The following is an 11978-nucleotide window of genomic DNA, read 5'->3' as shown; positions in this document are numbered from 1 at the left end:
AGAACAGACAGCCGGACAGACGGGCGGACGGCCCGGTCGGCCGGCGGCGAAGGGCGGCTTTCTCGGTGAAGCAACTACGGCTCGGGGTACTGGCCGGACTCTTCGCCGCGGCCGGCGTGCTGTCCTGGGGCGGTGCCCGCCTCTGGGACTCCCTCGCGACCCTGCCGAGCGTGCCGATCGCCGCGCCCATTGTGCTCGCGGTGATCGCCGTCATCCTGCTCGCGACGGCGCTCTCCATCCGCTCCCGGCTGCGCGCGCAGCGGGAGCGCCGCCCGGGGGCGAAGGGCGTCGAGCCGCTGATGGCCGCCCGCGCCGTGGTCTTCGGCCAGGCCAGCGCCCTCGTCGTGTCGCTGGTCGCCGGCCTGTACGGCGGCATCGGGGTCTTCCTGCTCGGCTCGCTCGACATTCCGGCCCGCCGCGACCAGGCGATCTACGCCGGCTTCGCGGTGCTGGCCGGGATCGGGGTGGTCGCTGCCGCCTTGTTCCTGGAGCGCGTCTGCAAGCTCCCGGAGGACAAGGACGACGACAAGAGCGCCGCCTCGGCCTGACGCTCCGCCCCCGCCCGGCCACCGGCACCGCCTCCGGGCCTCAGCCGGCCATGATCAGGCTCATCGCCTCGGCGCGCGTCGCGGGGTCACGGAGCTGGCCGCGTACCGCAGAAGTCAGCGTCTTGGCCCCGGGCTTGCGGATGCCGCGCATCGACATGCACATGTGCTCGCACTCGACGACGACGATGGCTCCGCGCGGCTCCAGGATCCTCATCAGCGAGTCGGCGATCTGCGTGGTCAGCCGCTCCTGGACCTGCGGGCGCCGGGCGTAGACGTCGACCAGCCGGGCCAGCTTCGACAGGCCGGTGATCTTGCCGGTGGTCGCCGGGATGTACCCGACATGCGCGACCCCACGGAACGGCACCAGGTGGTGCTCGCAGGTCGAGAACACCTCGATGTCCTTGACCAGCACCATCTCGTCGTGGCCGAGGTCGAACGTGGTGGTCAGGACGTCCTCGGGGTGCTGGTGCAGACCCGCGAATATCTCCTTGTACGCCCGCGCCACCCGTCCCGGTGTTTCACGCAGCCCCTCCCGGTCCGGGTCCTCCCCGACGGCGAGGAGAAGCTCACGCACGGCTGCCTCAGCCCGCTTCTCGTCGAACTCACCGATCGAACCCTGGCCGTCCAGCGTCACCGGGTCGGTCATCTGTGCCTCGTTCCTTCAGCTGTCACCTGCGCGGACATCGCGCAGACATACAAAAAGCCGCGCCCCCCAGGCTAAAACCTGGGGGGCGCGGCATCCATTCCGGGTCGGTGGACCCCCGTGACAGGGGCCACACCGGGGTCCGTACTAGCTCTCGGGACGGTCCTCAGGGATCGCCTCGGTGGCCGCGGCGGTGTCCGCCGGGGTCGACCCGTTGGCCGTGGTGACCCCGTTGGTGAGGGCGAGCTCCTTCGGCGAGAGCACCGGCGGCCGCGTCGACGGCGTACGCCGTGCGGAGCCGGTCCATGCCGGGCGGGCCGGACGCTTCACGATTCCGGCGAAGATCTCGGCAATCTGCTCCTTGCCGAGGGTCTCCTTCTCCAGCAGCTGGAGAACCAGGTTGTCGAGAACGTCGCGGTTCTCGACGAGGATCTCCCACGCCTCGTTGTGCGCGGTCTCGATGAGCTTCTTGACCTCTTCGTCGACGAGCGCCGCGACCTCTTCCGAGTAGTCGCGCTGGTGGCCCATCTCCCGGCCCAGGAAGGGCTCGGTGTTGTCGCCGCCGAACTTGATCGCGCCGAGCCGCTCCGTCATGCCGTACTGCGTGACCATCGCGCGGGCCGTGGCACTGGCCTTCTCGATGTCGTTCGCAGCGCCGGTGGTCGGGTCGTGGAAGACCAGCTCCTCGGCCGCGCGTCCGCCCAGCATGTAGGCCAGCTGGTCGAGCATCTCGTTGCGCGTCGTGGAGTACTTGTCCTCCTCCGGCAGCACCATCGTGTAACCGAGGGCACGGCCGCGGGAGAGGATCGTGACCTTGTGCACCGGGTCCGAGTTGGGGGAAGCCGCCGCGACCAGGGCGTGTCCGCCCTCGTGGTACGCGGTGATCTTCTTCTCCTTGTCGGACATGATCCGGGTCCGCTTCTGCGGGCCCGCCACGACGCGGTCGATCGCCTCGTCCAGCATCTCGTTGTCGATCAGCTTCTGGTTGCTGCGCGCCGTGAGGAGCGCCGCTTCGTTCAGCACGTTCGACAGGTCGGCACCGGTGAAACCGGGCGTACGACGGGCCACGGCGCCGAGATCGACGTCCGGGGCGACCGGCTTGCCCTTCTGGTGCACCTTGAGGATCTCGAGACGACCCTGCATGTCCGGCCGGTCGACCGCGATCTGCCGGTCGAAGCGGCCCGGGCGCAGCAGCGCCGGGTCGAGGATGTCCGGCCGGTTCGTGGCGGCGATCAGGATGACGCCGCCCTTCACGTCGAAGCCGTCCATCTCGACGAGCAGCTGGTTCAGGGTCTGCTCACGCTCGTCGTGACCACCGCCGAGACCCGCACCGCGGTGCCGGCCGACGGCGTCGATCTCGTCGACGAAGACGATCGCCGGGGCGTTCGCCTTCGCCTGCTCGAACAGGTCACGGACCCGGGAGGCACCGACACCGACAAACATCTCGACGAAGTCGGAACCGGAGATCGAGTAGAACGGGACGCCGGCCTCGCCCGCGACGGCGCGCGCGAGCAGCGTCTTGCCCGTACCGGGAGGCCCGTACAGCAGGACTCCCTTGGGGATCTTCGCGCCGACGGCCTGGAACTTCGCCGGCTCCTGGAGGAACTCCTTGATCTCGTGGAGTTCCTCGACGGCCTCGTCGGACCCCGCCACATCGGCGAAGGTCGTCTTCGGGGTGTCCTTGGTGATCAGCTTGGCCTTGGACTTGCCGAACTGCATGACCTTGGAGCCGCCGCCCTGCATCTGATTCATCAGGAACAGGAAGACGACCACGATCAGGACGAAGGGCAGCAGCGAGAGAAGGATCGAGATGAACGGGGACTGCTTCGACGGCGAGACGGTGTAACCCTTCTCGATGTCACCGCTCTCGAACTTCTTCTGCAGCGTGTCGGCGAGCTGGACACCCTGGTCACCGATGTAGCTCGCCTGGAACTTGCTGCCGGACTCGCCCGCGAGTTTCTGGCCGTCCTTCAGCTCGATCTTGAGGACTTGTTCGTCGCCGGTGGTCAGCTTGGCCTGGTCCACCTGGTTCTTGCTGATCGCCTGGATCACCTTGCCGGTGTCCACCGTCTTGTAGCCGCCCGACGAGCCGACGACCTGCATCAACACGACCACGGCGAGGACGGCCAGCACGATCCACATGACCGGCCCACGGAAGTATCGCTTCACGTCCATCCATACGGAGCGAAGTCGCCCCGTCCCTCCTGCCCGTAGGTAAATGCTGCTGTGAGAAAAGACTGTTTCTTCGGACGGTACCCCAGCATTGTCGCCTGTGACTGCCTGGGCCGTCTGTCAAACCCGCCTTCAAAGGCTCCAACGGCGGGAACCCGTCAGGGGTTCCCGGGGGTGCACCCGGGTCGGGTGCGGACCGGAGAAAAGCTGCGGGGCCTTCAGCCGCCGTAGACGTGCGGGGCGAGCGTGCCGACGAAGGGCAGGTTGCGGTACTTCTCCGCGTAGTCCAGCCCGTAGCCGACGACGAACTCGTTGGGGATGTCGAAGCCGACCCACTTGCAGTCGAGCGCGACCTTCGCCGCGTCCGGCTTGCGCAGCAGGGTGCAGATCTCCAGGCTTGCGGGTTCACGCGAGCCCAGGTTCGACATCAGCCAGGACAGGGTCAGGCCCGAGTCGATGATGTCCTCGACGATCAGGACGTGCTTGCCCTTGATGTCGGTGTCCAGGTCCTTGAGGATCCGGACGACACCGGAGGACTGGGTGCCCGCGCCGTACGAGGAGACAGCCATCCAGTCCATCGTGACGGGGGTGGACAGCGCGCGCGCCAGGTCCGCCATCACCATCACGGCGCCCTTGAGGACACCGACGATGAGCAGGTCCTTGCCCGCGTACTCCGCGTCGATCTTCGCGGCCAGCTCGACGAGCTTCGCGTCGATCTCTTCCTTGGTGAGGAGCACCGACTGAAGGTCGGTGCCCATGTCCTTCTCGTTCACCCACGTCTCTTTCTTTGCCTGCCCGGCCCGGGGTGGTGCCCCGGCCGTGCGCAGCCGCTCGCCTGCATGTCAGCCGCTTGTGCTTCAGCTCTGCCGAATCACCAGTCTGCCACCCTGCCGCCGGGCTTCGACGCGGCCGGGCAGGTTGATGGCCTGCTGACCGCGCCAGCCGGTGATCAGACGGTCGACTTCCTCGATGTGGCGGGCGAAGAGAGAACCGGCCGGAGCGCCTGCCTCTACGGCCGCCCGGCGCAGCACTCGACGGCGTACGGCGGGGGGCAGCGCGAACAGCTTGGCGCAGTCCAGCTGCCCGGCGTCGTCCCGTACGGCGGTGTCGGCCTCAGCGGCCCAGGTGTCCAGGGCGTCGGCGTCGTCGCGGGACAACTGCGCGGTCCGGGCCAGGGCCTCGACGACGCCTTTGCCGAGGGCCTTCTCCAGGGCGGGCAGGCCCTCGTGGCGCAGCCGGGAGCGGGTGTAGGCGGGGTCGGTGTTGTGCGGGTCGTCCCAGACGGGCAGGGACTGGACCAGGCACGCCTTGCGGGCGGTCTGCCGGTCGAGCTGCAGGAAGGGGCGACGGTAACGGCCGGCCGGGCCGGAGGCGGCGGCCATGCCGGAGAGCGAGCGGATGCCGGAGCCGCGGGCGAGGCCGAGCAGGACGGTCTCCGCCTGGTCGTCACGGGTGTGGCCGAGCAGGACGGCGGCGGCGCCGTGGCGCTCGGCTGCGGCGTCCAGGGCCGCGTAGCGGGCGTCGCGGGCGGCGGCCTCGGGTCCGCCGTCGCGGCCGACCTGCACGGCGACGGCCTCCACCGGGTCGAGGTCCATGGCGGCGAGGCGGGCGACGACCTCGGCGGCGCGGACGTCGGACCCGTCCTGGAGGTTGTGGTCGACGGTGATACCGCCGGCCCGGACGGCGAGTTTGCGGGCCTCGAAGGCGAGGGCGGAGGCGAGCGCCATGGAGTCGGCGCCGCCGGAGCAGGCCACCAGCACCAGCGGGGCGTCGGGGCGTTCGGGGAGTGCGGGGCGCCGCCTGCCCGGACCGGCTTCGGCGAGCTCGGGGCGCGGGGCGCGTTCGGTGCGTTCGGTGCGTTCGGCGAATTCGTTCAGTACGTCGTGGAGTACGCGGCGGACCGCCAGGCGTATCGCCGCGACCGCAGGATGGGGACCCATGTCCGGTGCCCTTCGTGAAGTTTTGGGGGTGCCTCGGAGCGTCGGGACGGGAAGAGTGCCGTCACCCAGAGTGCGTCGATGGTGACAGAACCGAGCCGTTCATCGAGCATTGCACGCCTTCCCATGCCCCTACGGTCCCTCGGATGGGTGATTACCGGGGCGTACTTCTTCCGGCTTTCCCCGTCGGCCGCCTCATGATCACGACTCTGCCTTACGGTGCACCCTCGCGATCCAGTCCACCGGTTTGGCGATCTCGGCCTTGGTGGGGAGCGTGTTCGGGGAGGTCCAGACCCGGTTGAAGCCGTCCATGCCGACCTCGTCGACGACGGCGCGCACGAACCGCTCGCCGTCCCGGTACTGGCGCAGTTTGGCATCGAGGCCGAGGAGCTTGCGCAACGCCTGGTCGAGGCGGCCGGCGCCGCGCGCCCGGCGCTGCTGGAACTTCTCCCGGATCTCTCCGACGGAGGAGACGACCTCGGGACCGACACCGTCCATCACGTAGTCGGCGTGTCCTTCGAGCAGGGACATCACGGCGGTGAGCCGGCCGAGGATCTCGCGCTGGGCGGGCGTCTGGACGATCTCGACGAAGCTGCGGCCGCCGTCCTCGCCCTCCTCGCCCTCGGGCGTGCTGCCGGCGAGCGACTGGGCGGCCTCGCGGAGCCGTTCCAGCACGGTCATCGGGTCGACGTCGGTCTCGTCGAGGAACGACTGGATTTCGCCCTGCAGATGGTCGCGGAGCCACGGGACACCGGTGAACTGGGTGCGGTGGGTCTCCTCGTGGAGCGCGACCCAGAGCCGGAAGTCGTGCGGGTCGACGTCGAGTTCGCGCTCGACGTGCACGACGTTCGGGGCGACGAGCAGCAGTCTGCCACCACCGCTGAGGGAGGCCGGGAGCTCACGGCTCGCGGGGGCGAACGTCTCGTACTGTCCGAGGACCCGGGAAGCCAGGAACGACAGCAGCATGCCCAGCTCGACGCCGGTCACCTTGGAGCCGACCGCGCCGAGCACGGCACCGCCGGGGCTGCTGGACCGCCGGTTCTCCATTTTCGCCAGGAGCGGGCGGAGCAGTTCGCGGAAGCCCGCGACGTTCGCCCTGATCCAGCCGGCCCGGTCGACGACCAGGACCGGGGTGTCCTCCGGTTCGGTCCCCTCCGGGATCATCCGGGTGAAGGAACGGACGTGCTCCTCCGACGCCTGGGCATGTCTGCGGAGCTCCGCGACGACCTCGCGGGCCTCCTCGCGGCTGATGTCGGGTCCCGGCCGTACGAGCCGGGTCGCGGTCGCGACCGCGAGATTCCAGTCGACCATCTCGGCACCACCGATGCTCGTCATGCGTCAACCGTACGTGCTCGGGTCCGCCCGCGGTGTGCTGTTGACCGGCTCATCGGGTACGGACGACGAGGCTCGTGGCGAGGGCGTCGAGGGCGGACTGGGCCTCGGACGGTGACGTCGTACCGGACGCCAGGAAGGCGAAGGCGAGCAGCCGGCCCTGTGCGTCCACGACCGTCCCGGCGAGGGTGTTCACCCCGGTGAGGGTGCCGGTCTTGGCGCGGATCAGTCCGGTGCCGCGCGAGGTCGAGGTGTACCGGTTGCTGAGCGTGCCGGTGAAACCGGCCACCGGGAGGCCGGTCAGGACGGGGCGCAGCTCGGGGCGGCCGGGTTCGGCGGCGCGGGCGAGGAGGCCCGCCAGCAGCCCGGCGGTGACCTTGTCCTTGCGGTTCAGCCCGCTGCCGTCGGCGAAGTTCGCGCCGGCCAGCGGCAGGTGCAGCTTCTTCAGCTGGGCGGTGACGGCCCGTCGGCCGCCGTCGAAGTCGGCCGGTTCGCCGGCGGCCAGGGCGGTCTGCCGGGCCAACGCCTCGGCGATGTCGTTGTCGCTGTTGGTCAGGGCCCGTTCGACCAGGGCGGACAGCGGGGCGGAGAGATGTGTGGCGACCGGCCGGGACGCGGCGGCGGCGCGGCCCCGCGCGGGGGCGGACCGGGTGCCGATACCGGCGTCGTTCAGGAGTCCGGCGAAGGTGCGGGCGGCGTCACCGGCCGGGTCGCCGCTGCGCGGGGCGGGGCCGCTGTCCGTCCGGTCGAGCCGCCCCTCGTCCAGCATCAGGGCGCTGACCGGGGCGATGTTCTCGTTGGGGCCGATCGGGTGCCGGGCGGGGCCGGAGTACCAGGAGGTGTCGTACCGGAGCCGGACGGAGTCGACGCCGCGGTCGCGCAGGGCTCGTACGGTCCCGGCGGCCAGTTCGCCGAGCGCCGCCTTGTCGAGGGTGGGGTCGCCCCCGCCCACGAGGGTGAGGGTGCGCAAGTCCGGCGATGCCCGGACGGTCGTGGCGATGCGATGGTCGGGGCCGAGGGCGGAGAGTGCGGCGACGCCGGTGGCGATCTTGACGGTGGAGGCGGGCGTCATCGCTGTGTCGGCACCCTTCCCGTACAGCCGCTTGCCGGTGGTCGTGTCGATGACGACGGCGGTGCGGACGGTGCCGAGCGCGGAGGAGTCCAGCAGCTTGTCGAGGGTGGTGCGGAGAGCGGCCGCCGCTGCGTCCGGGGCGGCCTGGTCGACCCGGGTGCCGAGGGCCGCGAGGACGGCCGGGGCACTGGGGGCGGGGGCCGGCGGGACGGGCGCGGCAGGTTCGTGATGTGCGCCACCTGTGCGGTCCCGGGCGGCTGTCCACTGCCGCTCGGCCTTACGCTGACCCGAGTCCCAGGGACCGGCGGCGAGGACGGCGCCGGCCGCGAGCGCCAGGCCGAGGACGGCGGAGCCTGCCGTGAACTGCCAGTTGCTCCATCCGTTCACCTTGTTCAGGCAGCCCGCCACGGTCGGCCTGCGCAAGGCGTTCAACGGGTTGATCGACGGTCTTTTCACCGGCTCGGCCACCGTTGACCAGCCCCTTTCGCGAGCACACATCTCCGTGGGGGACACTTAATCACCAGTCGTATGTGTTGATCATGGAGGAGCCACCCGTGGAGTTCGACGTCACCATCGAGATCCCGAAGGGTTCGCGGAACAAGTACGAGGTGGACCACGAGACCGGTCGGATCCGCCTGGACCGTCGACTCTTCACCTCGACCAGCTACCCGGCGGACTACGGCTTCGTCGAGAACACCCTCGGCGAGGACGGCGACCCGCTGGACGCGCTGGTCATCCTGGACGAGCCGACCTTCCCCGGCTGCCTCATCAAGTGCCGCGCCATCGGCATGTTCCGCATGACGGACGAGGCCGGCGGCGACGACAAGCTGCTGTGCGTCCCGGCCTCCGACCCGCGGGTGGAGCACCTGCGCGACATCCACCACGTGTCGGAGTTCGACCGCCTGGAGATCCAGCACTTCTTCGAGGTCTACAAGGACCTGGAGCCCGGCAAGTCCGTCGAGGGTGCCGACTGGGTCGGCCGCGCCGAGGCCGAGGCCGAGATCGAGGCCTCCTACAAGCGCCTCGAGGCGCAGGGCGGCAAGCACTGAACACTGCGGTGCCCGTGACTGCCGCACAGGCGTGATCCCGGTTCCGCTTACGGCCTCCCCCGCGGTCGGGAGCCCACTCCCTGTCGTGGGGCAGGCCGTTACGGTTCCCGCTGCGGTTCCGTGAAGAGTTCGGCGCCAGGAACGGGCGGTACACCCCTCACCGGTGTGCCGCCCGTTTCGCATCTGCGCCCATGACCGTGCCCATACTGGGGCAGGAGCGCAACCCAAGACGCGCAGCCAAGAAGGAGCGAGGTCCAGTGGTGGCGGAACCGGGCGGTCCCGAGGATCAGAAGCCCCAGTCCGACGAGGCGCGCAGCGCCTTTGTCCCGCCGGCCGGGGTGGGGCGCCCCGCAGCGCCGCCCGAGGACGACCACCCCACCTCGGAATTCGCCCTCCCGGCCGGTCTGACGACCGAACCGCAGGGGTCCGGATCCGGCCCGGGACCGGGTTCCGCTTCCGGCTCCGGACCGGGTTCTGGTTCGGACACGATCGGTTCGGCCTTCGCCCCGCCGAGCACGTACAGCGCCAGCCAGTCGCCGCCCGCCTTCACTCCCGCGCACGGCATGCCGATGATCCGGCTGACCAAGGAAGCTCCTTGGCAGGACCGGATGCGCACGATGCTGCGGATGCCGGTTGCCGAGCGGCCGGCGCCCGAGCCGATGCAGAAGCCCGACGACACGGGACCCGCGGTGCCGCGTGTGCTCGACCTGACGCTGCGTATCGGGGAGTTGCTGCTCGCGGGTGGTGAGGGCGCGGAGGACGTCGAGGCCGCGATGTTCGCGGTGACCCGCTCGTACGGTCTCGACCGGTGCGAGCCGACGGTCACCTTCACCCTGCTGTCGATCTCGCACCAGCCGTCGCTGGTCGACGACCCGGTGACGGCGAGCCGTACCGTACGCCGCCGCGGCACCGACTACACCCGGCTGGCCGCCGTCTTCCGGCTCATCGACGACATTACCCACGAGGACGTCGAGGTCTCCCTGGAGGAGGCGTACCGGCGGCTCGCCGAGATCCGCCGCAACCGGCATCCGTACCCCGGCTGGGTGCTGACACTGGCCGCCGGCGGGCTGGCGGGTGCGGCATCGGTGCTGGTCGGCGGCAACGCACTGGTCTTCGTGGTGGCGGCGATCGGCGCGATGCTCGGCGACCGGTTCGCCTGGCTCTGCGCCGGGCGCGGGCTGCCGGAGTTCTACCAGTTCGTGGTGGCGGCGATGCCCCCGGCCGCCATGGGGGTCGCGCTGACCCTCACCCACTCGACGGACATCCAGCCGTCCGCCGTCATCACCGGTGGGCTGTTCGCGCTGCTGCCGGGGCGGGCCTTGGTGGCGGGCGTCCAGGACGGCCTGACCGGCTTCTACATCACCGCGGCGGCCCGGCTCCTCGAAGTCATGTACCTCTTCATCGGCATCGTCGCCGGGGTGCTGCTGGTCCTGTATCTGGGAGTGCAGCTGGGGGCCCAGCTCAATCCGGAGACGCGGTTCGTGGTCCACGACCGGCCGGTGGTGCAGATCCTGGCGTCGATGGCCCTCTGTTTCGCCTTCGCGATCCTGTTGCAGCAGGAGCGGTCCACGGTGCTCGCGGTGTCCCTGAACGGCGGTGTGGCCTGGGTGATCTACGGGGCGATGGCCCGGACCGGGGGTATCTCGCCGGTGGCGGCCACGGCGGTGGCCGCCGGGCTGGTGGGGCTGTTCGGACAGCTGCTCTCGCGGTACCGGTACACCTCCTCGCTGCCCTTCATCACGGCCGCGATCGGTCCGCTGCTGCCGGGTTCGGCGACGTACTTCGGTCTGCTCGGTGTCGCGCAGAACGATCTGGTCCGGGGGCTCGCCTCGCTGTCGACCGCGGTGGCGACGGCGCTGGCCATCGCGATCGGGGTGAATCTGGGAGGCGAGATCTCCCGGCTGTTCATGCGGGTGCCCGGAGCGGTCGGCGGGGCGAACCGCCGCGCGGCCAAGCGGACGCGCGGCTTCTGACCCGGGTACGGGACAGCCCTCAGCAGCGGTCAGCGCTTGGCGTGGCGGCCTCGCTGGCCCGTGGACGGGGCGCCACCGCCGACGATCGGGCCCCGGCCTTCGCCGCCCCCGGCGGTCTCTTCCTTCTTCGACTTGCTGCGGGCGCGCAGGAACTCGACAGCGAGCGGCACCACCGAGATCAGCACGATCAGGATGAGCATCGCCTCGATGTTCTTGCGGACGAACTCGATCTGCCCGAGCGCGGCACCGAGCAGGGTGACCCCGACGCCCCAGAGCACACCGCCGATGATGTTGAACGTGATGAACGAGCGGTAGTTCATCCGGCTCACACCGGCGATGATCGGCGTGAACGTACGCACGACAGGCACGAAGCGGGCCAGGATCAGCGACTTCGGCCCGTACTTCTCGAAGAAGTCGTGGGCCTTCTCGACGTTCTCCTGCTTGAAGAGGCGGGAGTCGGGGCGCTTGAAGAGCGAAGGCCCGACCTTGCGGCCGAAGAGATAGCCCACCTGGTCGCCGATGACCGCCGCCAGCGCCACCAGGACGCAGACCAGCCACAGCGGGGTGTGCAGCTTGTCCGTCGTCACCAGCAGACCCGTGGTGAACAGCAGGGAGTCGCCGGGCAGGAAGAAGCCGATCAACAGCCCGGACTCGGCGAAGACGACGACCAGCACACCGAGCAGTCCGAACTGCCCGATGAGATAGTCCGGGTCCAGCCAGCTCGGTCCGAGCGCAAGCGTATTCAAGGGTCCGGGCTCCAGGATCAGTCGATGGCAGCAGTGGCCGCCCAAAGCTATCAACGTCAGAAGGCGGCCCCGGGTTCCAGTGGACCGCGCGGGATGAAAAGCTGCCCCCAGGAGGTGCCACACAATGGGCATTGAGGATTTCGGCGGCGGGCAGACGGCACAGTCCGATGTCCTGGTCGTCACCACGAACGACGTCCCCGGGTACCGGGTGACCCAGGTGATCGGTGAGGTGTTCGGTCTGACCGTGCGCTCGCGTCACCTCGGCAGCCAGATCGGCGCAGGGCTGAAGTCGATGATCGGCGGCGAGCTGAAGGGGCTGACCAAGACCCTCGTCCAGACCCGCAATCAGGCCATGGAGCGGCTTGTCGAGCAGGCGAGGGCGCGCGGTGCCAACGCGGTGCTGATGATGCGGTTCGATGTGACGGAGGCGGCCGACGTGGGCACGGAGGTCTGCGCGTACGGCACGGCAGCCGTCGTCGAGAAGGCCTGACCGTCCCGACGGGCAC

At 70.0% G+C, this 11978-nt stretch carries 11 protein-coding genes; 4 read left to right on the top strand and 7 right to left on the bottom strand.

The window, feature by feature from the left end:
- Nucleotides 1-65 precede the first annotated feature (65 nt).
- Nucleotides 66-548, top strand: a complete 483-nt coding sequence (locus AB0N06_RS06320) for a DUF3180 domain-containing protein (protein ID WP_366133531.1) — start codon at nucleotides 66-68, stop codon at nucleotides 546-548.
- Between the two features lie 40 nt (nucleotides 549-588).
- Here the strand turns inward: AB0N06_RS06320 and folE are convergent, their stop codons facing one another.
- The 6 genes from folE to dacB form a co-directional block, all read right to left on the bottom strand.
- Nucleotides 589-1194: a GTP cyclohydrolase I FolE gene (gene folE / locus AB0N06_RS06315; protein ID WP_366133530.1), complete on the bottom strand. Its 606-nt coding sequence runs from the start codon at nucleotides 1192-1194 to the stop codon at nucleotides 589-591.
- 144 nt (nucleotides 1195-1338) lie between these two features.
- A complete protein-coding gene (gene ftsH, locus AB0N06_RS06310; protein ID WP_366133529.1) occupies nucleotides 1339-3366 on the bottom strand; it encodes an ATP-dependent zinc metalloprotease FtsH in 2028 nt (675 codons plus the stop codon).
- Between the two features lie 215 nt (nucleotides 3367-3581).
- Entirely contained in the window at nucleotides 3582-4121 is a 540-nt protein-coding gene (gene hpt, locus AB0N06_RS06305; RefSeq protein WP_072487175.1) for a hypoxanthine phosphoribosyltransferase, read from the bottom strand.
- A gap of 99 nt (nucleotides 4122-4220) precedes the next feature.
- Nucleotides 4221-5303 carry a tRNA lysidine(34) synthetase TilS gene (gene tilS, locus AB0N06_RS06300; protein ID WP_366133528.1) on the bottom strand — a complete coding sequence of 361 codons (1083 nt, stop codon included), beginning with the start codon at nucleotides 5301-5303 and terminating at the stop codon, nucleotides 4221-4223.
- 198 nt (nucleotides 5304-5501) lie between these two features.
- Complete coding sequence (locus AB0N06_RS06295) at nucleotides 5502-6635, bottom strand: zinc-dependent metalloprotease (protein ID WP_366133527.1); 1134 nt, start codon at nucleotides 6633-6635, stop codon at nucleotides 5502-5504.
- A gap of 49 nt (nucleotides 6636-6684) precedes the next feature.
- Nucleotides 6685-8172 (bottom strand): D-alanyl-D-alanine carboxypeptidase/D-alanyl-D-alanine-endopeptidase, encoded by a 1488-nt coding sequence (gene dacB, locus AB0N06_RS06290; RefSeq protein ID WP_366133526.1) that lies wholly within the window; start codon nucleotides 8170-8172, stop codon nucleotides 6685-6687.
- A gap of 86 nt (nucleotides 8173-8258) precedes the next feature.
- On the opposite strand from dacB, the gene AB0N06_RS06285 reads away from it, so the two are divergent.
- Together AB0N06_RS06285 and AB0N06_RS06280 are read left to right on the top strand one after the other, a co-directional pair.
- Entirely contained in the window at nucleotides 8259-8753 is a 495-nt protein-coding gene (locus tag AB0N06_RS06285; RefSeq protein ID WP_037691000.1) for an inorganic diphosphatase, read from the top strand.
- 257 nt (nucleotides 8754-9010) lie between these two features.
- A complete protein-coding gene (locus tag AB0N06_RS06280) occupies nucleotides 9011-10726 on the top strand; it encodes a threonine/serine exporter family protein (RefSeq protein WP_366133582.1) in 1716 nt (571 codons plus the stop codon).
- A 29-nt stretch (nucleotides 10727-10755) separates the two neighbouring features.
- Here AB0N06_RS06280 and AB0N06_RS06275 read toward each other — a convergent pair whose 3' ends face one another.
- Nucleotides 10756-11472, bottom strand: coding sequence for a VTT domain-containing protein (locus AB0N06_RS06275; RefSeq protein WP_366133525.1), 717 nt, complete (start codon nucleotides 11470-11472; stop codon nucleotides 10756-10758).
- 124 nt (nucleotides 11473-11596) lie between these two features.
- Here AB0N06_RS06275 and AB0N06_RS06270 point away from each other — a divergent pair, with 124 nt between their 5' ends.
- Nucleotides 11597-11962, top strand: a complete 366-nt coding sequence (locus AB0N06_RS06270) for a YbjQ family protein (protein ID WP_366133524.1) — start codon at nucleotides 11597-11599, stop codon at nucleotides 11960-11962.
- Nucleotides 11963-11978: the final 16 nt, after the last annotated feature.

The sequence above is a fragment of the Streptomyces sp. NPDC051020 genome, assembly GCF_040683105.1.
GTDB lineage: Bacteria > Actinomycetota > Actinomycetes > Streptomycetales > Streptomycetaceae > Streptomyces.
This window is presented reverse-complemented; position numbering and strand designations above follow the sequence as displayed.